Origin of the sequence: Brevundimonas sp. (assembly GCF_036677305.1) — a bacterium.
In the GTDB taxonomy this organism is placed as follows: domain Bacteria; phylum Pseudomonadota; class Alphaproteobacteria; order Caulobacterales; family Caulobacteraceae; genus Brevundimonas.
The window spans coordinates 24,630-42,387 of sequence record NZ_JAKFEB010000028.1; the positions used below are offsets into that span (position 1 = coordinate 24,630).

At 70.7% G+C, this 17,758-nt stretch carries 24 protein-coding genes; 9 read left to right on the plus strand and 15 right to left on the minus strand.

Annotation, left to right across the window (positions count from 1 at the left end):
- Nucleotides 1-30: 30 nt before the first annotated feature.
- Together V6M42_RS01875 and rpe are read right to left on the minus strand one after the other, a co-directional pair.
- The gene (locus tag V6M42_RS01875; RefSeq protein ID WP_332676755.1) at nucleotides 31-1,839 is read right to left on the minus strand and encodes a heparinase II/III family protein; all 1,809 of its coding nucleotides are present in this window, start codon (nucleotides 1,837-1,839) and stop codon (nucleotides 31-33) included.
- Nucleotides 1,836-2,495, minus strand: a complete 660-nt coding sequence (gene rpe / locus V6M42_RS01880) for a ribulose-phosphate 3-epimerase (protein WP_332676757.1) — start codon at nucleotides 2,493-2,495, stop codon at nucleotides 1,836-1,838. Before rpe ends, V6M42_RS01875 begins: the two co-directional genes overlap by 4 nt.
- 103 nt (nucleotides 2,496-2,598) lie before the next feature.
- Here rpe and V6M42_RS01885 point away from each other — a divergent pair, with 103 nt between their 5' ends.
- Complete coding sequence (locus V6M42_RS01885; protein WP_332657576.1) at nucleotides 2,599-3,060, plus strand: OsmC family protein; 462 nt, start codon at nucleotides 2,599-2,601, stop codon at nucleotides 3,058-3,060.
- On the opposite strand, the gene V6M42_RS01890 is transcribed toward V6M42_RS01885, so the two are convergent.
- The 3 genes from V6M42_RS01890 to purH form a co-directional block, all read right to left on the minus strand.
- Nucleotides 3,057-3,812, minus strand: coding sequence for a dienelactone hydrolase family protein (locus V6M42_RS01890; RefSeq protein WP_332676759.1), 756 nt, complete (start codon nucleotides 3,810-3,812; stop codon nucleotides 3,057-3,059). The genes V6M42_RS01885 and V6M42_RS01890 overlap by 4 nt on opposite strands.
- 44 nt (nucleotides 3,813-3,856) lie before the next feature.
- Nucleotides 3,857-4,192, minus strand: a complete 336-nt coding sequence (locus V6M42_RS01895) for a GNAT family N-acetyltransferase (RefSeq protein WP_332676761.1) — start codon at nucleotides 4,190-4,192, stop codon at nucleotides 3,857-3,859.
- A 125-nt stretch (nucleotides 4,193-4,317) separates the two neighbouring features.
- Complete coding sequence (gene purH, locus V6M42_RS01900) at nucleotides 4,318-5,922, minus strand: bifunctional phosphoribosylaminoimidazolecarboxamide formyltransferase/IMP cyclohydrolase (protein ID WP_332676763.1); 1,605 nt, start codon at nucleotides 5,920-5,922, stop codon at nucleotides 4,318-4,320.
- 114 nt (nucleotides 5,923-6,036) lie between these two features.
- Between purH and V6M42_RS01905 the strand changes: the two genes are divergently transcribed.
- Both V6M42_RS01905 and V6M42_RS01910 read left to right on the plus strand, forming a co-directional pair.
- Nucleotides 6,037-6,333, plus strand: coding sequence for an autorepressor SdpR family transcription factor (locus tag V6M42_RS01905; protein WP_332676766.1), 297 nt, complete (start codon nucleotides 6,037-6,039; stop codon nucleotides 6,331-6,333).
- Nucleotides 6,330-6,704 carry an ammonium transporter gene (locus tag V6M42_RS01910; protein WP_332676768.1) on the plus strand — a complete coding sequence of 125 codons (375 nt, stop codon included), beginning with the start codon at nucleotides 6,330-6,332 and terminating at the stop codon, nucleotides 6,702-6,704. The genes V6M42_RS01905 and V6M42_RS01910 overlap by 4 nt, the downstream gene beginning before the upstream one ends.
- Before the next feature lie 9 nt (nucleotides 6,705-6,713).
- Here V6M42_RS01910 and V6M42_RS01915 read toward each other — a convergent pair whose 3' ends face one another.
- The gene (locus V6M42_RS01915; RefSeq protein ID WP_332676770.1) at nucleotides 6,714-7,244 is read right to left on the minus strand and encodes a prolyl-tRNA synthetase associated domain-containing protein; all 531 of its coding nucleotides are present in this window, start codon (nucleotides 7,242-7,244) and stop codon (nucleotides 6,714-6,716) included.
- A gap of 53 nt (nucleotides 7,245-7,297) precedes the next feature.
- Between V6M42_RS01915 and V6M42_RS01920 the strand changes: the two genes are divergently transcribed.
- Nucleotides 7,298-8,038: a DUF6065 family protein gene (locus V6M42_RS01920; RefSeq protein ID WP_332676772.1), complete on the plus strand. Its 741-nt coding sequence runs from the start codon at nucleotides 7,298-7,300 to the stop codon at nucleotides 8,036-8,038.
- A gap of 36 nt (nucleotides 8,039-8,074) precedes the next feature.
- Here the strand turns inward: V6M42_RS01920 and V6M42_RS01925 are convergent, their stop codons facing one another.
- The 7 genes from V6M42_RS01925 to htpX form a co-directional block, all read right to left on the minus strand.
- Nucleotides 8,075-8,647: a CC0125/CC1285 family lipoprotein gene (locus tag V6M42_RS01925; protein WP_332657588.1), complete on the minus strand. Its 573-nt coding sequence runs from the start codon at nucleotides 8,645-8,647 to the stop codon at nucleotides 8,075-8,077.
- A gap of 82 nt (nucleotides 8,648-8,729) precedes the next feature.
- Nucleotides 8,730-9,362, minus strand: a complete 633-nt coding sequence (locus V6M42_RS01930) for a LysE family translocator (RefSeq protein ID WP_332657590.1) — start codon at nucleotides 9,360-9,362, stop codon at nucleotides 8,730-8,732.
- A gap of 104 nt (nucleotides 9,363-9,466) precedes the next feature.
- On the minus strand, nucleotides 9,467-10,045 hold the full coding sequence (locus V6M42_RS01935) for a hypothetical protein (protein ID WP_332657591.1): 579 nt from the start codon (nucleotides 10,043-10,045) through the stop codon (nucleotides 9,467-9,469).
- 109 nt (nucleotides 10,046-10,154) lie between these two features.
- On the minus strand, nucleotides 10,155-10,607 hold the full coding sequence (locus tag V6M42_RS01940; protein WP_332676774.1) for a translation initiation factor IF-2: 453 nt from the start codon (nucleotides 10,605-10,607) through the stop codon (nucleotides 10,155-10,157).
- A gap of 89 nt (nucleotides 10,608-10,696) precedes the next feature.
- Nucleotides 10,697-11,929 carry an argininosuccinate synthase gene (locus tag V6M42_RS01945; RefSeq protein WP_332676777.1) on the minus strand — a complete coding sequence of 411 codons (1,233 nt, stop codon included), beginning with the start codon at nucleotides 11,927-11,929 and terminating at the stop codon, nucleotides 10,697-10,699.
- A gap of 97 nt (nucleotides 11,930-12,026) precedes the next feature.
- On the minus strand, nucleotides 12,027-12,452 hold the full coding sequence (locus tag V6M42_RS01950; protein WP_332676779.1) for a hypothetical protein: 426 nt from the start codon (nucleotides 12,450-12,452) through the stop codon (nucleotides 12,027-12,029).
- A gap of 59 nt (nucleotides 12,453-12,511) precedes the next feature.
- Nucleotides 12,512-13,471, minus strand: coding sequence for a zinc metalloprotease HtpX (gene htpX / locus V6M42_RS01955; RefSeq protein WP_332657599.1), 960 nt, complete (start codon nucleotides 13,469-13,471; stop codon nucleotides 12,512-12,514).
- A gap of 88 nt (nucleotides 13,472-13,559) precedes the next feature.
- Here htpX and V6M42_RS01960 point away from each other — a divergent pair, with 88 nt between their 5' ends.
- The 3 genes from V6M42_RS01960 to V6M42_RS01970 all read left to right on the plus strand — a co-directional run bounded on the left by V6M42_RS01960 (nucleotide 13,560) and on the right by V6M42_RS01970 (nucleotide 15,398).
- The gene (locus tag V6M42_RS01960; protein WP_332657601.1) at nucleotides 13,560-13,790 is read left to right on the plus strand and encodes a DUF1674 domain-containing protein; all 231 of its coding nucleotides are present in this window, start codon (nucleotides 13,560-13,562) and stop codon (nucleotides 13,788-13,790) included.
- Between the two features lie 70 nt (nucleotides 13,791-13,860).
- Nucleotides 13,861-14,352: a hypothetical protein gene (locus V6M42_RS01965; RefSeq protein ID WP_332676781.1), complete on the plus strand. Its 492-nt coding sequence runs from the start codon at nucleotides 13,861-13,863 to the stop codon at nucleotides 14,350-14,352.
- A 137-nt stretch (nucleotides 14,353-14,489) separates the two neighbouring features.
- Nucleotides 14,490-15,398, plus strand: coding sequence for a hypothetical protein (locus V6M42_RS01970; RefSeq protein WP_332657605.1), 909 nt, complete (start codon nucleotides 14,490-14,492; stop codon nucleotides 15,396-15,398).
- Here the strand turns inward: V6M42_RS01970 and pyrF are convergent.
- Entirely contained in the window at nucleotides 15,395-16,114 is a 720-nt protein-coding gene (gene pyrF / locus V6M42_RS01975; RefSeq protein WP_332676783.1) for an orotidine-5'-phosphate decarboxylase, read from the minus strand. The two genes, V6M42_RS01970 and pyrF, sit on opposite strands and share 4 nt — an antisense overlap.
- 86 nt (nucleotides 16,115-16,200) lie before the next feature.
- Here pyrF and V6M42_RS01980 point away from each other — a divergent pair, with 86 nt between their 5' ends.
- Together V6M42_RS01980 and V6M42_RS01985 are read left to right on the plus strand one after the other, a co-directional pair.
- On the plus strand, nucleotides 16,201-16,899 hold the full coding sequence (locus V6M42_RS01980) for a MarC family protein (RefSeq protein WP_332657607.1): 699 nt from the start codon (nucleotides 16,201-16,203) through the stop codon (nucleotides 16,897-16,899).
- Between the two features lie 40 nt (nucleotides 16,900-16,939).
- Nucleotides 16,940-17,197 (plus strand): hypothetical protein, encoded by a 258-nt coding sequence (locus V6M42_RS01985; RefSeq protein ID WP_332657609.1) that lies wholly within the window; start codon nucleotides 16,940-16,942, stop codon nucleotides 17,195-17,197.
- A 15-nt stretch (nucleotides 17,198-17,212) separates the two neighbouring features.
- Here V6M42_RS01985 and V6M42_RS01990 read toward each other — a convergent pair.
- A partial coding sequence (locus tag V6M42_RS01990) for an SDR family NAD(P)-dependent oxidoreductase (RefSeq protein WP_332676785.1) occupies nucleotides 17,213-17,758 on the minus strand: 546 nt, incomplete at its 5' end.

A 17,758-nucleotide genomic window follows, 5' to 3' on the forward strand; every position in this document is an offset into this window, starting at 1 on the left:
GTCGCGACGACCCTTCGCCTCAAGGGCGGATCAGGTCGGATCGCCGCCCGCCCCGGCGGGGCTCAGCTTCCAGCGGATCTTGGTTTCGGAATCGGTGCGGGCCGAGCCGCGCACCACGATCTGCAGCGAGCGCCGGGTCAGGCCCTCGTCGATATGGACCGAGGGCTCGATGGCCACGTCCGGCCCGTCGGTGCGGAACCACCAGCCCCGGCCCGAATGGCCGCGCAGCAGGATGGAACGGCGATCGCGGGCGAGCGAAGCCTGGACGCCGGGTTCCAGCTGGAAGCGCACGGCATAGGGAGCGGCGATGGCGCGGACGACCTCCTTCTGCCCGGGAGCGGGATGCAGCCGCTCCTCGGCGCGCAGTTCGTCGAGGCGCTGGTCCAGATAGAGGCGGCGCTGGTGCAGCAGGCCGTAGTCGTGGACCCAGCCGTCGTGCTCGACCTCGAGCCAGACCGCGCCCTCGCCGTCGCGCTGGTCGACGACGAGGTGCAGGGGGCGGCCGATCAGACGGTGGTCCAGCAGCTCGCCCTTCCAGCCGCCGAGCGGCTCGCCGGTCGAGCCGTCGCCGAGGGTCAGGGTCGAATGGCCCGGGGCGAGGCGCAGGCCCTGACGGTCGGCGGCGCGCGGCGTCCAGCCGCAGCCGGTGACCAGCCGGTCCTTGCCGCAGACGATCTCCAGCGCCATCGGCTGGGCGCAGGCGGCGGCGGACCAGGCGCCGCGCGCCGGGGCGGCGATGTCTGCGGCGATGGTCAGCAGCGGGCTGCGGATGCGGGTGATCCCGGCGACCGTTCCGCCGGCGGCGTCCGCCTGGGCGTCGTCATGGACGCGGGCGGCGGCGACGCGCGCGGCGCTCGAAGGCCCGCCGCCCTGCATGGTGATCAGCCGGCCGTCGGGCAGGGTCTGGAGGCGCAGGGCTCCCGTCAGCCGCTGGATGGCGCCGCGCACGGCGTCGGGCGCCGCCTCCGACACCTGGGACAGGGCGTCGTCGAGTGTGAGGAGGTCGAGCAGCAGTTCGAGGCCCGCTTCCGGGCTGCGGCTGGCGTGGCCGCCGTCAGGGCCGACGGTGCGGTCCAGCGCGCCGGCCAGACCGTTCAGGGCCGAGCGGCGCAGGGCGACGCCCGGCGCGCCGGCGAGGGTGCAGCCGGCGATGGCGGCGGCGGTCAGGCGTTCGGCCTTGCCGGCGACGCCTCCGGGCGGGCGCAGCAGCTGGCGGCCCTGACGGCCGAGGATGTCGGCCAGCCGGAGCCGTTCGGCCTCGGTGGCGACCTGACCCATGCGGCGGGCGGCGCAGGCCAGATGGATGGCGCGGCGGGCGAGGATGTCCGGCCCCCAGGCGAAGGGCGACCAGCGGGAGAAGGCGTCGGCCCAGGCCAGGGTCAGGCGCACGGCCTCGCGCGCGCCGCGCTCGCCCTGGAGCATCAGGGAGGGCAGCCAGGCGAAGCTGTGCAGTTCGACGGCGAAGGCGCGGGTCGGGCTGGGGCGGTTCCAGGGATCCTCGGGCGCGACGGCCTCGAGGCTGGTCCCGGCGAGGGCGAATTTGCCGCCCAGCACAGCCTTGCCCGGGGCCGGATCGACGGGGCGGAAATCGCGCGGGGTGGCGGCGAAGCCCTGGGCCGGGCGGCCTTTCAGGGTCAGGCTGTAGCCCGGCAGGCCATAGGCCTCGATCCACAGCTGGCGGGTCAGCAGCCGGCCGATGACGGCGGGCCACAGGCCGGGGCCGGTGGAGGCCCCCGTGGTCTTGACCGGGGTCCGCATCGGCGCGCCGCGCAGGCCCGGGATTTCTCCGGGCGCGGGACCGTCGGCTTCGGGACGGGCGAAGGGTCCGAGAGGGCTCACGCTGCCTTCAGGGCCTGGATGTTGGCGGCGTAGGCGGAGGGCCCCCCGCGGAAGACGGCCGTTCCGGCGACGAGGGCGTCGGCTCCGGCGGCGACGCAGGCGCCGGCGTTGGCGGCGGTGACCCCGCCGTCGACCTGCAGGTGCGCCTTCGACCCGGCGGCGTCGAGGATGGCGCGGGTCTTGTCGATCTTGCGCAGGGTGGTGTCGATGAAGGACTGGCCGCCGAAGCCCGGATTGACCGACATCAGCAGCACCAGATCGACCAGCTCCACGACGTCGTCGAGCACGCTGAGAGAGGTGCCGGGGTTCAGCACCACGCCCGCCTTCGCGCCCAGCTGGCGGATGCGGCCGAGGGTGCGGTGCAGGTGCGGGCCGCTTTCGGGGTGGACGGTCAGGATGTCGGCGCCGGCCTCGCGATAGGCCTCCAGCCAGGGATCGACCGGGGCGACCATCAGGTGGACGTCGAACGGCAGTGTCGTGTGCGGGCGCAGGGCCTTCACCACATCGGGGCCGATGGTGATGTTGGGCACGAAATGCCCGTCCATGACGTCGACGTGGATCCAGTCGGCGCCGGCCGCATCGAGAGCGCGGACCTCCTCGCCCAGACGGGCGAAGTCGCTGGCGAGGATCGAGGGGCAGATCAGGGGCGCGGCCATGTCAGCGGGATAAGGCGGGTCGGGGGCGGGGGCAAGGCGCAGGCTTGGGTCTGGAGGCCTCCGGCGCTACACGGTTCAGTCATTGACCATGCGGAGGGCCCCGATGAGCGAGCATGTCGCGACCGTGGAATGGAGCCGGGGCGACCAGCCCTTCAGCGACAACCGCTATTCCCGCGCCCACGACTGGCGCTTCGACGGCGGGGCGGTGGTGCGGGGCTCCTCGGCCCCGTCCAGCGTGCCGGAGCCGATGTCCGACGCGGCGGCCGTCGACCCGGAAGAGGCGCTGGTGGCGGCGGTTTCGAGCTGCCACATGCTGTTTTTCCTCGCCTTCGCGAACAAGGCGGGCTTCGTCGTCGACCGCTACAGCGACGACGCGATCGGCCGGATGGGCAGGGACGGGCGGGGGAAGATCTCGATCACCGAAGTGATGCTGAGACCCGCAATCGTCTTCTCGGGCGAGAGCCGGCCCGACGCTGCGGCGCTGGAGGCGCTGCACCACAGGGCGCACGAGGCCTGCTACATCGCCAATTCGATCCGCGCCGAGGTGACGGTCGAGCCGCGCTAGGCCCCCGGCGCCGCCGCGACATCGCCCAGCAGGGCGGTGAACCGGCGGATCGCCTCGTCGGCCAGTTCGGCATGGTAGCGCATCGGACCGGCCGCCATCGGTTCGTCGAAGGCGTGGGTGCCGTCGGCGATCCAGGTCTCGACGTCCGCGCCGCAGCGCCGGACCATGTCGTGCACCCGCTCGGCGTTGCGCACGGTGGTCAGGTGATCGGTGCGCGAAATGACGGCCAGGGTCTTCGGACAGTGGGTCCAGGGCCGCATTCTGTTGACCGCGCCGATGCCGACGTAGGGGTAGGCCAGATAGGCGCCGACCACGCCGTCGAGGGCGACCGCGCCGGGATCCTCGACGCCGAGCATGCGGCGGCCGCGCTGCGAGCTCATCGCCTCCATGATGCCCCAGCCGCCGTGGCTCCAGCCGGCGAGAACGATCTTCGAGGCGTCCACGTCACGCCTTTGGGACACGCCGTGCAGGGCCGCCAGCACGTCGCCCGCCCTCTGCCAGCCGTGCAGGAGCATCCCGGTGCAGACCATGGCCATGGCGAACTGGCGGCTCCAGCCGCGCGGCGCGTAGGAATCGACGATGACCGCCCGCCAGCCCGCGGCGACAGCGGCGGCGGCGTAGCGGGGCAGGTGGTCGCGCAGACCGCCGCAGCCGTGGAACAGGATGACGGTCGGGCGCGGCCGGTCGTCGTCGGGGCCGACGAAGCGGGCGTGAGGTTCCAGGCGAGCCCAGCGGTCGGCGAGTGTGTCCATGCCCCTGCTCTAGCCTGCGATCCCCGGCCCCGTCACCCTCGGGTTCAGCCCTGCCGCAGCGGCTTGCCGAAACAGACGGCGTCAGCCCGGCCGACATACCGGCCATACGGCGCGATGCGCGCATAGCCGGACCGGTCATAGAAGGCGACGGCGCGGCCGTTCACCCGCCGCGTCTCCAGCCGGATCTCCGCATAGCCGTCGGCGCGGGCGCGATCCTCGAGGGCGGCGAGAAGGGCCGCGCCGACGCCGCGCGTTCCCGGCGCCGCATACATCCGCTTGATCTCGGCCACGCCCGGCTCCAGCGGCCGATAGCCGCCGCAGCCCAGGGCCGCGCCCGAGGCGTCGCGCGCCAGCAGGAAGCCGGCCCCGGAGCCGCGCACGTCCCCGGCGTCGAACGAGGCCTGACCGCTCGCGCCGGTGAGGGCCTCGAGCGTGGCCGACAGGGCGTCGAGCAGGGCGCGCGCCTCCGCGTCCGCCGGATCGACGGCCTCGATGCGCAGCCCGATCAGTGCCGGAAGACCCGCACGCCGGTGAAGGCCATGGCGACCCCGGCCTCGTCGGCGGCGGCGATGACCTCGTCGTCGCGGATCGAGCCGCCGGGCTGGATCACCGCCGTGGCGCCGGCCGCGACCGCCTCCAGCAGGCCGTCTGCGAAGGGGAAGAAGGCTTCGGAGGCGCAGGCGGACCCTTGCGCCAGCGAATGGGCCAGACCCTTGGCCTCGCCGGCCTCCCTCGCGCGGATGGCGGCGATGCGGGCCGAGTCGCGGCGGTTCATCTGGCCCGCGCCGATGCCGGCGGTCTGGCCGTCCTTCGCATAGACGATCGCGTTCGACTTCACATGCTTGGCCACGGTGAAGGCGAACAGCATGTCCTCGATCTCCTGCGGCGTCGGCTGGCGGCGGGTGACGATCTGCAGATCGGAGGCGGCGATGCGGCTGCGGTCGCGCGACTGGACCAGGAAGCCGCCGGCCACCGAGCGGAAGACTTCTCCGGCCGCCAGCGGATCGGGCAGGCCGTCGGTCAGCAGCAGGCGCAGGTTCTTCTTGGCGGCGAAGATCGCCTTCGCCTCGTCGTCGGCGCCGGGGGCGATGACGACCTCGGTGAAGATGTCGGTGATCAGTTTGGCGTCGGCGCCCGACAGGGGCCGGTTGACGGCGACCACGCCGCCGAAGGCCGAGACGGCGTCGCATTCCAGGGCGCGGGCGTAGGCGGCCGAGAGGTCGCCGCCGACGGCGACGCCGCAGGGGTTGGCGTGTTTGACGATGACGCAGGCGGGCGCCTCGAACTCGGCGACCAGCTCATAGGCCGCATCGGCGTCGGCGATATTGTTGTAGCCCAGCTCCTTGCCCTGCAGCTGGCGGGCGTGGGCGACGCCGGGGCGCGCATCTCCCGTGCGGTAGAAGGCGCCGGTCTGATGCGGGTTCTCGCCGTAGCGCAGGGTCTGGGCCAGCGCGCCGGCGATGGATTTGCGGGCCGGGGCGGCGTCCTCGACCTGACCGGCGAACCAGCCCGAGACGGCGGCGTCATAGGCGGCGGTGCGGGCGAAGGCGCGGGCGGCGAGGCGTTTGCGCAGGGCCAGGGTGGTGGCGCCGTCGGCCTTGAGCGCCTCCAGCAGGTCGGCCACCGAGGCCTGGTCGACGCAGACGGCGACATAGCCGTGGTTCTTGCTTCCCGAGCGGATCATGGCCGGGCCGCCGATGTCGATGTTCTCGACCACGGCGTCGAAGCCGCCCCCCGAGGCCACCGTGGCCTCGAACGGATAGAGGTCGACCCAGACGATATCGATGGGGCCGATGTTGTGGGCGGTCATGGCCTCGGCGTGATCGGCCGCGCCGCGCACGCCCAGCAGGCCGCCGTGGACCACGGGGTGCAGGGTCTTGACCCGGCCGTCCATCATCTCGGGGAAGCCGGTCAGGTCGGCCACATCCTTCACCGGCACGCCGAAGCCGGCGATGGCGGCGCGGGTGCCGCCGGTCGAGACCAGTTCGACGCCGAGACCGTGCAGGGTGCGGGCGGCGTCCTCCAGCCCGGTCTTGTCGGACAGGGAGATCAGGGCGCGCTTCGGCGCCACGCGGTCCGGCGCGGGGGGAAAGTCGGGAGCGGCGGGCATGGCGACGTCCGTATCTGGCGTGGGGGTCGGGGAGACGCGCCGCCTCTAGCACTGTCCGCGACGGGATAGAACCGCCCTCTTGACTCATTTCGATAGTTAGCTAATTGTCTCATCATGAGTCAGGTTTTCAAGGCCCTTTCCGATCCCACGCGCCGTCGCGTCCTGCAGCTGCTGCAGAACGGCCCGATGAGCGCGGGCGAACTCAGCGACCGGTTCGACGTCTCCAAGCCGACGATGTCGGCGCATTTCGCCGTGCTGAAGGAGGCCGACCTGGTTCACGCCGAGAAGGCGGGCAAGTCCGTCATCTATCACCTGAAGCTCTCGGTGCTCGAGGAAGCGCTGCTGGGCTTCGTCGATTCATTCAGCCTCGGCGCAGAGGCGCCGGGCCCCAAGAAGGAGACTGCGCAATGAACAAGGATCTGACCGGAAGCCTCCTCTGGGCCGGCGGCCTGATCGCCCTGGGGCTGGGCGCGAGTTTCGCCCGGCAGCAGGGCTATATCGACGGCGATACGACGACGCGCATCGTCCTGGGCGCGATCGGGCTGATGATCGCCTGGTTCGGCAACCGGATGCCCAAGGCCATGGCCCCCAGCACGGGCGCCCGGCAGGTGGCGCGGGTCGGAGGCTGGTCCATGGCCCTGAGCGGGCTCGTCTACGCCGCGATGTGGGCCTTCGCTCCGTTCGACGTCGCGCTGATCGTCGGCTGCGGCGCGGTCGCGGCGGGCATGGCGGTGACGATCGGCTACTGCCTGATGCTGAGGTCCCGGGCCAAAGCCGCCTGACCCCTCGCGTCAGCCCGCCAGCTGACCGAAGTCCACCACCATCGGCTCCCGTCCGATCAGCGACAGGAAGCGCCGGAACGCCGTCTGGTCCAGCGCGGTCGTCGCGGTGTTGGTCAGGGGATGGAAGTTGACGATGTCGGCGTCCCACAGGGCCTTGTCGAGGACGAAGGTCACGCGCCGGTCCGGGTCGTTGATCAGGCCCAGCGCCGTGACCGAGCCGCCGCGCACGCCGAGGGTTTCGTACAGCAGGGCCTCGTTGCCGAAGGACAGTTTTTCCGAGCCGATGGTCTTCGGCGCGCGCTTCAGGTCGACGATCGTGTCCTGACGGGCCGAGATCAGCCACAGCCGCCCCTTCCTGTCCTTGAGGAACAGGTTCTTGGTGTGGGCGCCGGGCATGGCGGCCTTGAGCTCCAGCCCTTCCTCGACGCGGAAGACGGCCGGGTGGTCGTGGGTCGTCCCGACGACGCCGTGTTCGTCCATCCACGCCATGAGGCGGTCGCGGTCGAAGGCGGGAGGCGGCGTCGGCTTGTCTTCGGTCATGCCCCGAAGCTAGGGAAGATGATCTGTCTCGCCTAGTCGCCCGGAGGCTCCCCGTGGAACTCGAATGCTATCCGATGACGCAAACGCCGCCCGACCTGGTGCCGGGCCGGCAGTCGCGCAACTGGATGGACGCCTTCGCCAGCCGCCACCCCTATCGCTGCCTGCCGCTGAACATGGCCAACACCACGGGCTGGGAGATCCTGTGTCCGCTGACCTTCACGGCGGAATGGAACGGCGGGCCCAGCCAGGCGGACATCGTCATCACGCCCGAGCGGCCGAACGCCGACCTGACCCATGTGGTGACCTCGCATTTCTCGCGCGGGGTCCTGACCATGCACCCGCAGTATCTGTTCCGCACGCCGCCGGGCTGGGGCCTGCTGGCGGGCGGGTCGCCCAACCACATGAAGGACGGCATCCAGCCGCTGGTCGGGCTGATCGAGACCGACTGGCTGCCCTTCCCCTTCACCATGAACTGGCTTTTCACCCGGCCGGGCCGGGTCAGGTTCGAGAAGGGCGAGCCCTTCTGCTTCATCACCCCGATCGAGCACCGCAAGGTCGAGACCATGCAGCCGGTGATCCGGTCGCTGGAGTCCAATCCGGTCATGCACGGCCAGTTCGAGGCGTGGAACCGGGCCCGCACCGACTTCAACAAGCGGCTGGCCTCGGGCGACCCCGACGCGGCCAAGGAGGCGTGGCAGCGCTACTATTTCAAGGGCGAGATTCCCGAGGATCTGGGCACGGCGCCCGAGACCCACGTCAACAAGCGCCGGCTCAAGACGCCGCGCGTCGGCTAGGACCCCCTCCGCCGGAGCGGAGGGGCTTCAACCGATTCAGGCCGGCGGCGTCGGGCGCGGCAGGCGCGGGCCGATGTTCTGGACGACCTCGCGGGCGTCGAAGGCGTTGACGTCGCCCGCCGGCTTGGGACCGCGTCCGACAATGATCTCGGCCGTGGCCTCGTAGCGGTCGATCTCGCGCAGGTCGCCGCCGTAGCCGCCGTAGCCATAGGGGCCGCCCCAGCCCCACGGGCTCCAGTAGCCGGCGCGGTAATAGCGCCACGACGGGCCCCAATAGGGGCCGTACATGCCGCCGTACCAGGGATCATAGGTCGACTGGTAGCGGACGTTGCGTTCGGTGTCGCGCTGGACGGTGGAGAACCAGTCGCCGCCGCTTTCCAGCGTCACCTCGGCGGCGCGCAGCAGCAGGGCCATCTCGACCTGCTCGCGCGATGTGACCGAGTTGCCCGCGAAATTGATGCGGTAGCGGTCGGCGTCCACGCGCTGGTCCGAATAGCCGTAGCGGCTGCCGACGCCGGCGGGGCCATAGGGGGTGGCCGTGGCGCAGGCCGACAGGGCGAGGGCCGCCGTCGCCGCCAGAAGCACGGGCCTGAGGAACCGATGTCTCATGGGAACTCTCCTTGACGCGATATGACGCGCCCTGCCTGCTGAACGGGACATGAACAAAGCCGTTCCGTCCTGCTACAAGTCCTTATAATCGCGTAATAATAAGGATCGATGCAGCCAGAAGAAGAACGCCGGTCATGAGGGCGAAACCCGTGCGGAAACGCGGCTCGCCCATGCGCCGCGCGAGGGCCGCCCCGCCCAGACCGTAGGCGGACATCGAGATCACGTCCATGCCGATGGTGGCGAGGGCGAACAGGGCCAGCTGGGGCGCCGCCGGACGGTTCACATCGAGGAAGGGCGGCAGGACGGCGGTGAAGAAGAGCACCGCCTTGGGGTTGGCGATCTGGACCATGAAGCCGTCGACCAGGGCGCTGCGTCCCATCCGGACGGCGGGCGCGTGCGGGTCGGCCGCGGTGCGGAAGGCGCCGCGCAGGGCGCTGACCCCCAGCCAGGCCACATAGAGGGCGCCGCCGATCGAGATCAGCCGGAACACCTGCGGAAAGGCGACCACCAGGGCTCCGAGGCCCAGGGCCGCGGCGCAGAACCAGACCAGGGTGGCGGCGTTCATGCCGACCACGCCGAGCAGCGCCCCGGCCTTGCCGCGCTGGACGCCGTTGGCGACCGAAAAGATGTTGGCGGGGCCCGGTGTGATCGCCATCACCGCCATGACGCCCAGAAAGGTCAGATACAGGTGCGGATCGACGGGCAGGCTGGCCATGCCGTCCTGTCCGGCAGTCGCCGGCCACGGTCAAGCCCGGCGCTCGCATGGCGCGCCGGTCGCGGCAGGGATGTTGCTTCGCGGTCCTGCGGCGCGGGACCCGGTCAGTCCTCGTCGGACTCTTCGGGCTCGGCGGCTTCGGCGTTCGCTTCCGCGATGGCCTCGGCGACCGCGGCGTTGGCCTCGCTGATGTGGACCTCGACCTCGTCCATCGAATCCAGGGCCTCGCCGACGGCGTATTCGGCCATCAGGCCGTAGGTCGCCATATGTTCCGGATCATTGGAAGCCCAGGCGCCGTTGGTTGCGATGCCCTGCGCCGCGGCGAGCGCGCCCGAGGTCTGAACCTCCGTCAGGGCCTCGGTGACGATGGCGTCGATGTCGATATTGGCCAGGGCCTCGGCGGCGATGGCCGAGGCGTGCTGCGCGGCCACGGCGGTGAAGGCGGTCACGTCGGGCTGATACTCGACCCACAGGGCGGCGATGCGAAGCTCGCGCTGCTCTTCGGTCAGGCTCTTGTCCTCGCCGATGGCCTCGGCGCGTTCGCCGAAGGCTTCCATGCGGGCTTCGAAGGCTTCGGCGGCCGCCTCAAGCGCGTCCTCGGACGGTCCGCGCGCTTCGGCGGCGACGGCGGTCGACAGCGGCAGCAGGGCGAGGGCGGCGGCGAGGGAAAGGGCCTTGATCATCGGAGGGCTCCATGAGCGTGCAGCCCAAAATCCGCCCAACCCGATCATTGCTCAAGTGAAATCGCGGTAAGGCGGCGGGCGCGACCCCGCAGCCTTGCGCTTCAAGGACTTATTGCGGCGCCGCGGGCGCCGGCGCGGCCTGGGCCTGCAGGATTCCGGCCTTGGTGGCGGCGGGGACGCCGGTGATCTGGCCGCGGAGCATCGGACCCATCTGCGCCATCTGGGCCTGGGCCTCGGCGGGCATCGCCGGCAGCTGCGAGGCGACGAAGGCCTCCAGATCGTTGGCGAAGGCGTCCGCCACCGGCTGGTAGCGGGCGGCGATCGCGTCGAGATCGGTGTTGGCCCTGGCCGTGTCGGCGCCGGCGGCGGTCGCGGCGGCCTGCATCTCGCGGGTCATTTGCTCGACCGCGGCCTCGAACGCCTCGCCCTTGGCCTCGAAGGCGGCCTGGGCCGCCGGATCAATGGCCGGCGCGGCGGGCGGCGCCGGGGGCGCGTCCTGCGCGAGGGCGGGCGCGGCGAAGGCCAGGACGGCCGAGGCGGCGAGGATCATTCGGATGGACATGACGGGTTCCTGCTGCGGGAAGGAGCCCCTGCTCCCGCCCCGGAGAATGACGGATAATCCGGAGCGGGGCGAGGCGAATTCCCTCGGGCTCAACCCCGATCGCGCGCGTCCCGTTTGCCCAGGACCCGCAGCCGCAGGGCGTTCAGCTTGATGAAGCCGGCGGCGTCCTTCTGGTCGTAGGCCACGGCCCCGTCCTCGAAGGTCACCAGTTCCTGGTCGTACAGGCTCTCGGCGCTCTCGCGACCGATGACGGTGACATTGCCCTTGTAGAGCTTGACCCGGACCGTCCCCGAGACCTTGGTCTGGGAGTGATCAATGGCCGCCTGCAGCATCTCGCGCTCGGGCGAGAACCAGAAGCCGTTGTAGACCAGATGGGCGTATTTGACCGCCAGCTCGTCCTTCAGATGCATGGCCCCGCCGTCGAGGGTGATGGACTCTATGCCGCGGTGGGCGGCCAGCAGGATGGTCCCGCCCGGGGTCTCGTAGACGCCGCGCGACTTCATGCCGACGAAGCGGTTCTCGACCAGGTCCAGCCGGCCGACGCCATTGTCGTGGCCGTACTGGTTCAGGGCGGTCAGCAGGGTCGCCGGCGACATGGCCTCGCCGTTGATCGAGACGGGATCGCCCTTCTCGAAGCCGATGGTGATGACCGTGGCGACGTCGGGCGCGTCCTCCGGCGACAGGGTGCGCTGGTGCACGAACTCGGGAGCCTCGACCGACGGGTCCTCCAGCACCTTGCCCTCGGAGGAGGAGTGCAGAAGGTTGGCGTCGACGCTGAACGGCGCCTCGCCGCGCTTGTCCTTGGCGATCGGGATCTGGTGCTTCTCGGCGAAGTCCAGGAGGTGTTCGCGCGACTTGAAGTCCCATTCGCGCCAGGGGGCGATGACGCGGATGTCGGGCTCGAGGGCGTAGTAGCCCAGCTCGAACCGGACCTGGTCGTTGCCCTTGCCGGTGGCCCCGTGACAGACGGCGTCGGCGCCGACCATGCGGGCGATCTCGATCTGGCGTTTGGCGATCAGCGGGCGGGCGATCGAGGTGCCGAGCAGATACTGGCCCTCGTACAGGGCGTTGGCCCGGAACATGGGGAAGACGTAGTCGCGAACGAACTCCTCGCGCAGGTCGTCGATGAAGATGTTCTCTTCCTTGATGCCCAGCTTCAGCGCCTTCTCGCGCGCCGGCGCCAGCTCCTCGCCCTGGCCCAGGTCGGCGGTGAAGGTCACGACCTCCGCGCCGTACTCCGTCTGAAGCCACTTCAGGATGATGGAGGTGTCGAGGCCGCCGGAATAGGCGAGAACGACCTTCTTGGGCGCGGACTGGGTCATGCGGGATCCTTCGTAGAACGCGGGGAGGCGTTCGGCGGCGTTGCGCGCGCTTAAAGGACCAGACGCCCCGCGATGCAAGGGCGGGAATGCGGCAGGGTCAGGAGACGCCCAGGCGCCAGTAGATCGCCGGTACGAGGAGTACGAGAAAGATCGTCTGTTCGGCCATGCCCAGGAACATGCCTGAATGGCTTCCGTTGCTGGACCACTGGTTCCGGAGCGCCCGGGACGAGCCGCGCAGAAGGCCCCAACCCAGAGCGACGATCAGACCGTTCAGGGCCCAGGTCGCGACCAGGGATTGTCTCCAATCTCCGGCCCAGCGCTCGCCCGCGATGACGAGGCCGACCAGGATTGCGAGCAGAACGAGGGCGGCGACCAGCACGCGTTTCACGAGGGTCCGGGCGCGGGACAGGTCTTCCTCTACGCCGCCGATGCGGACCCGCCGCAGGTCCCGGAAATCGCGACCCAGCCAGACCGTTGCGAGGGCGCCGAGGATCAGGAGGAGCAGAAGGGTCAGGACGGGCATGCGCGGGAAGGGTGCAACGCTCGTGGGCGCTTCACAACAGGTTGTTGCTCATCGGGGGGTCAGCCCCAGGGGCCGGAAGCGCGCGACGGGGTGGACGGCACGCTGGTCGTCGTCGCAGCCCGGGCCGGAGCCTCGACGATGGCCGGGCGGCGCGACGTGAGCCCCATCGTCGTCCCCAGCGCCATCAGCGCCTTCACCCGGTTTCCGGTGGCCGGATGGGTCGAGAACAGGTTGTCGGCGCCGCGCCCCGCCAGCGGGTTGATGATGAACAGCTGCCCCGAGGCCGGATTGCGCTCGGCCGTCGGATTGACGATGCGGCGGGCCGAGGCGTCGATCTTCTCGAGCGCCGAGGCGAGGGCCTGCGGGTCGCCGGCGATCTCCGCGCCGACGCGGTCGGCCTCGTATTCGCGCGAGCGGCTGATGGCCATCTGCACCAGGCCGGCGGCCATGGGAGCAAGGATCATCAGGGCCAGGGTTCCGATGAAGCCGCCGGGCCGCTCGCGGTCGTCGCCGGCGCCGAAGAACATCGCGAAATTGGCCAGGGCGGCGATGGCCCCGGCGACGGTGGCGGTGACCGTCATGGTCAGGGTGTCGCGGTTCTTCACATGGGCCAGCTCGTGCGCCATCACGCCGCGGATCTCGTCGCGGGTCAGCATGTCCAGCAGGCCGGTGGTGGCGCAGACGGCGGCGTTGGCCGGGTTGCGGCCGGTGGCGAAGGCGTTGGGCTGGTCATTGGGGATGATGGCGATGGCGGGCCGGGGCAGGCCGGCGTCCCGGGCCATCTGGACCACGTCGGCGACATAGGCGCGGACGACGGCGTTGGGGTGCTGTTCGTCGACCGGCTGGGCCCGGTACATCTTCAACACGATCCTGTCGGCGTTCCAGTAGCTGAACAGGTTCATGCCGCCGGCCACGACCAGGGCGATGACCATGCCCGTCGCGCCGCCGATCATGTAGCCGATGCCGACGAACAGGGCGGTCAGGGCCGCCAGCAGGGTGAAGGTCTTCAGGTGGTTCATGGTCGCTTTTACTGGATCACGGCTGGCCGCCTTGCCGACGAACCTCTAACTTGTGGAGTTCAACGCCCAGGCTCAAGGCGAGGCCGCTGTGACCGATCATCCCACCCCCGAGACCGCGCCCGCCCTCAACAGCGACGTGCCGCACGCCACGCCGGACCGGCCGTTGAGCGAGATCGCGCGCCGGGCCCTGCTGGAAGCCGCCGCGCGCCGCGCCGCCGCGACCGAAGCCGAGCCGCCGGTCGAGCATGGCGGCCCGCGCGGGCCCGAGCCGACCCGGTACGGCGACTGGGAGAAGAAGGGCCTGGCGGTCGATTTCTGACCCGGCTCCGGGCCGGGAGAACAAAGGCGGGCGAACGGCGTTAACCATTCCGTTCCAGGAGACGCCGCCGATGTTTCGCCCGCTCGCCGCCGCCGCGGCTCTCGCCACGCTCATGCTCGCAGGGGCCGCCTCGGCCCAGACATATGGACAGCCGATCTACCTCAACGCCTATGGACGGCCGCTGGGCGGAACGCCGCTGTCGGAGGTCGAGACGCGGTCCTATGTCGAGACGGGCCGCTGGGCCGACGGCTACTCCGACCGGCCCCGGGTCTACGTCCCCGCGCCCGGATACGGACGGCCGTATGTCAGCTATGGATCGGACCATCGCCGTCACGGCGACCGCGCCTACGGATATGAGGGCGGTTACCGGTACGGATATGGCGACCGCTACCGCTACGACAGCCGCCGGTACGATCCGCCGCCGCGCCCCGGTTATCGTGACGCGTGGGGCTATGACGACGACCGTCCGCCGTCGTCCTGGCGTGGGCGAAGCGACCGCGGCGGCCGCTACAGGCAAGATCGCGGCTGCGGCTGTGCGGACGTCTATTTCTATGACCGCTGACCGGGGCGAAACGCACGAACAGGGTTAAATTGACGGGCCTCAGGGGAATGTCCGGCCCTCGCTTTCACCCCTGCGGTGTAATCTGAACCCTTTTATTTCCAGAGACTTAGGGTGGCTCCAACACCGGAGCCTGTCCCATGCGTATGCTTACCGTCGCGGCCGGAGCCGCCTTCCTGATCCTCGCCGCCGGCCCCGCGCTCGCGGGCGGGCCCACGGGCGGCGGCCATCCGGGCGGGGGACGTCCGGGCTGCGGAGGCTGCCACTCCGGCGGCTCCCGGAACATCAACGTCAACGTCAATGCGAACGCCAGCGCCAGCGCCTCCGCGAGCGCCTCGGCCCGCTCCTACCTGAACGCCCGGGCCTACAGCGTCAGCGGCGCGCGCGGCGCGGTCGGCGGCGGCTCGGTCTATGTCGGCGGCGGCTATGGCGGGGATGTCGGGGGCGGCTACTACGGCGGGCCGGTCTACCATGAGGCCGTCTACGAGGGCCGCGCCTGCGCCCCGGCGCCGTTCGGCTATGTGCTGGGCGGGTTCGGGCGGGACGAGCGCTACGCCCCCGTCTGCGGGACCCGGTACTATGAGGACGCCGACCGGGGCGGCCGCTACGGCTACAGCGAACGGCGGGACAGCTACGAAGCGAGCCGGTACGAGGAAAGCCGGTACGAATCCCGCGAGGAATACAGCGAGTACGAAGCCGGCGCCGTGTACCGCGACGCCGACTACGGGCGCCGGGAAGAGCGGTACGAAGACCGCGGCGGCTACGACCACGCCTCCAGCGCCCGCGAATACGACCGCGGCTATATGGACGGGCGGCGCGACTGCGACTGCCGCCCCGACGGACGCGACGGCGAACCGTATGTCCGCGCGCCGGAGCCGGCGCCCTACGGATACGAACCGGAGCCGCCGCCTGTCCGGATTTACGAGGCGCCGCCTGCGTATGAAGCCCCGATGACGCCGAACCAGTACTACGGCATCGACGGCGCCGTCCCTCCGCCTCCGCCCCCGCCCCGGCAGCGCTACAGCCAGGAACCGGGCGAGCGCGGCTAGACCGCCCTCATTTCGGCGACGATGTCCGCGGCGGCCTGGACCGGATCGGCGGCGCCGACCACGGGGCGGGCCACGACCAGGTGGGTCGATCCCGAGCGCAGGGCGTCGGCGGGCGTCGCCACGCGCTGCTGGTCGCCCTTGTCGGCGCCGGCGGGGCGCACGCCCGGGGTGACGATCAGGAAGTCGGGACGACCGGCGGCGACGGCGATCTCGCGCACCCGGGCGGCCTCCAGCGGGCTGGAGACGACGCCGTCGACGCCGCAGTCCAGCGCCTGACGCACCCTGCGCTCGACGAGGTCCGCGGCCGGGAAGCCGTAGCCGAGCTCGGCCAGGTCGGCGTCCGACAGACTGGTCAGGACCGTGACGGCGAGCAGTTTCGTGTGCGAGCCCGAGGCGTCGCGGCCCCTGACCGCGCCGCGCATCACCTGGGGCTCGGCGTGGACGGTCAGCAGGTCGCAGCCGCCCTCGGCCACGGACCGCGCCGCGCCCTCCACCTGGGCGCCGATGTCGTGGAGCTTCCAGTCCTGGAAGACGGACTTGCCCGCCGACCGCAGCTCATGGGCGAAGGCGACGCCGCCGGGGCGGGCCAGAAGCGTCAGCCCGACCTTGTAGAAGCTGACGCTGTCGCCCAGCCGCTCGGCCATGGCGCGGGCCGCGTCGACGGACGGCAGGTCCAGTCCGACGATCAGGCGGGGGTCGTTCTTCGCAGCCGTCATGACGTCTCCGTTCCGACGCAGGGGGTGGACGCGCGCGACGGCGTCGGCCCTTATGCGTTCGATTCAATTGGGGGCGAGGTCAGCACATGGACGCGGTCGATCTGGGGGTCAACCTGTTCGTGGCCCTGTTCGCCCTGGTGGATCCCATCGGCAACATCCCGATCTTCGCTGCGGCGACGGCCGGCGCCAGCGTGCGCCAGCGGCTGTCGGTGTCGTTCCTGATCTGCCTGTTCGCCGCGGCCTTCCTGGCCTTCTTCTTCTTCACCGGCCTCGGCCTGCTGCAGTTCTTCGGCATCTCGCTGGCCGCCTTCCGGATCGCGGGCGGCATCCTGCTGCTGCTGCTGGGCCTCGACATGACGCGCGGGGACTTCCTCAAATCCTTCGCCGACAACGATGCGGACAGCAATCCGGCGGACGTGCGCGGCTACGCCCGGCGGCGCTTCCAGCGGCTGGTGGTGCCCTTCGCCATGCCCCTGATGATCGGGCCGGGCGCCATCTCGACCATCATCATCCAGGCCGGCGAGGCGTCCAAGATCGGCTATCAGGGCCAGGTCGCGGGCATGGCCGCGATCGTCGCGGCCTGCGTCGCCACCTTCCTGTGCTTCGCCCTGACCGGACCGATCAGCCGCATCCTCGGCGACATCGGCATGTCGATCATCGTGCGCGTGCTGGGCCTGATCCTGTGCGCCCTGGCGATCCAGTTCATCCTGCTGGGCCTGTCGGAAGCCATTCCGGGCATGATTTCGGGGGCGGTGACGACGCCGTATCCCGAGGGCGGCCACTAGATTGGGGCCGCTCTTTGCATTTGGTGCTCTGGCGATCGTCATGACGGCATCGGCCGCAATCACGTTTCTCGTCGCAAAGCTGTTTCTGCGCTTTTGGGGCGCCGTCTGGCTCGCGTTCGCCACCGCTTTGACCGGCTGGATTACGTTCATTGCGATGCTGTTCGTCCAGGCGCCCTTCTATCCCGGCACGCTGACCGGCAATCAGCCAACGACCTACCTGGGAACCGCAGCCGTCCTCGGCTTGCTCGTTGCAATCGCAGCGGGCTGGATCGCGGTGCGGGTAAGTCAGCGTCGATGAGCTCTCTGCCGGGCGCTAAATCCGCTTCAGCCGTTTTGCGTGCCCGCCGACCATGTTCAGCGCCACCCTGTCCGGCAGGTGTTTGGCGAGACCGGCCAGCAGATTGTTCATCGCCCCCGGCGTGACCTTCGGCCGGTTGGCCTCGCAGGCGGCCCAGCCGACGCGGGCGACGTGGTCGGCGGTCTGCCACATCCAGGCGGGATAGGCCGACGCGACCTCATCCCGCGTGCCGTTCACATCGTGGAATTCGGTCAGGGTGTAGCCCGGGCACAGGGCGGTGACATGGACGCCGGTCCCGTGCAGCTCGAGGTGCAGGCCCTGCGAGGCCTTGATCAGGAAGCTCTTGATCGGCCCGTACAGGGTGTCGCCGCCGGTCGCGGGCATCTGGCCGGCCAGCGACGCGACGTTGAGGATGCGGCCGTAGCCGCGCTCGACCATGGCGGGGGCGAACAGCCGGGCCAGCTCGACGGGGGCGGCCAGCATGACGCGGATCATGGCGGAGTGGGCGGCCGGATCGGTGTTGAGAAAGCCCGCCGTGCGGCTGAAGCCGGCGTTGTTGAC

Bases quoted from the DNA above. Each gene is read 5' to 3' on its own strand.
- rpe (WP_332676757.1), bottom strand. From the start codon at position 2,495: ATGGCCGCGCCCCTGATCTGCCCCTCGATCCTCGCCAGCGACTTCGCC.
- V6M42_RS01885 (WP_332657576.1), top strand. From the start codon at position 2,599: ATGAGCGAGCATGTCGCGACCGTGGAATGGAGCCGGGGCGACCAGCCC.
- V6M42_RS01890 (WP_332676759.1), bottom strand. From the start codon at position 3,812: ATGGACACACTCGCCGACCGCTGGGCTCGCCTGGAACCTCACGCCCGC.
- purH (WP_332676763.1), bottom strand. From the start codon at position 5,922: ATGCCCGCCGCTCCCGACTTTCCCCCCGCGCCGGACCGCGTGGCGCCG.
- V6M42_RS01905 (WP_332676766.1), top strand. From the start codon at position 6,037: ATGAGTCAGGTTTTCAAGGCCCTTTCCGATCCCACGCGCCGTCGCGTC.
- V6M42_RS01910 (WP_332676768.1), top strand. From the start codon at position 6,330: ATGAACAAGGATCTGACCGGAAGCCTCCTCTGGGCCGGCGGCCTGATC.
- V6M42_RS01915 (WP_332676770.1), bottom strand. From the start codon at position 7,244: ATGACCGAAGACAAGCCGACGCCGCCTCCCGCCTTCGACCGCGACCGC.
- V6M42_RS01925 (WP_332657588.1), bottom strand. From the start codon at position 8,647: ATGAGACATCGGTTCCTCAGGCCCGTGCTTCTGGCGGCGACGGCGGCC.
- V6M42_RS01930 (WP_332657590.1), bottom strand. From the start codon at position 9,362: ATGGCCAGCCTGCCCGTCGATCCGCACCTGTATCTGACCTTTCTGGGC.
- V6M42_RS01935 (WP_332657591.1), bottom strand. From the start codon at position 10,045: ATGATCAAGGCCCTTTCCCTCGCCGCCGCCCTCGCCCTGCTGCCGCTG.
- V6M42_RS01940 (WP_332676774.1), bottom strand. From the start codon at position 10,607: ATGTCCATCCGAATGATCCTCGCCGCCTCGGCCGTCCTGGCCTTCGCC.
- V6M42_RS01945 (WP_332676777.1), bottom strand. From the start codon at position 11,929: ATGACCCAGTCCGCGCCCAAGAAGGTCGTTCTCGCCTATTCCGGCGGC.
- V6M42_RS01950 (WP_332676779.1), bottom strand. From the start codon at position 12,452: ATGCCCGTCCTGACCCTTCTGCTCCTCCTGATCCTCGGCGCCCTCGCA.
- htpX (WP_332657599.1), bottom strand. From the start codon at position 13,471: ATGAACCACCTGAAGACCTTCACCCTGCTGGCGGCCCTGACCGCCCTG.
- V6M42_RS01965 (WP_332676781.1), top strand. From the start codon at position 13,861: ATGTTTCGCCCGCTCGCCGCCGCCGCGGCTCTCGCCACGCTCATGCTC.
- V6M42_RS01970 (WP_332657605.1), top strand. From the start codon at position 14,490: ATGCGTATGCTTACCGTCGCGGCCGGAGCCGCCTTCCTGATCCTCGCC.
- pyrF (WP_332676783.1), bottom strand. From the start codon at position 16,114: ATGACGGCTGCGAAGAACGACCCCCGCCTGATCGTCGGACTGGACCTG.
- V6M42_RS01980 (WP_332657607.1), top strand. From the start codon at position 16,201: ATGGACGCGGTCGATCTGGGGGTCAACCTGTTCGTGGCCCTGTTCGCC.
- V6M42_RS01985 (WP_332657609.1), top strand. From the start codon at position 16,940: ATGACGGCATCGGCCGCAATCACGTTTCTCGTCGCAAAGCTGTTTCTG.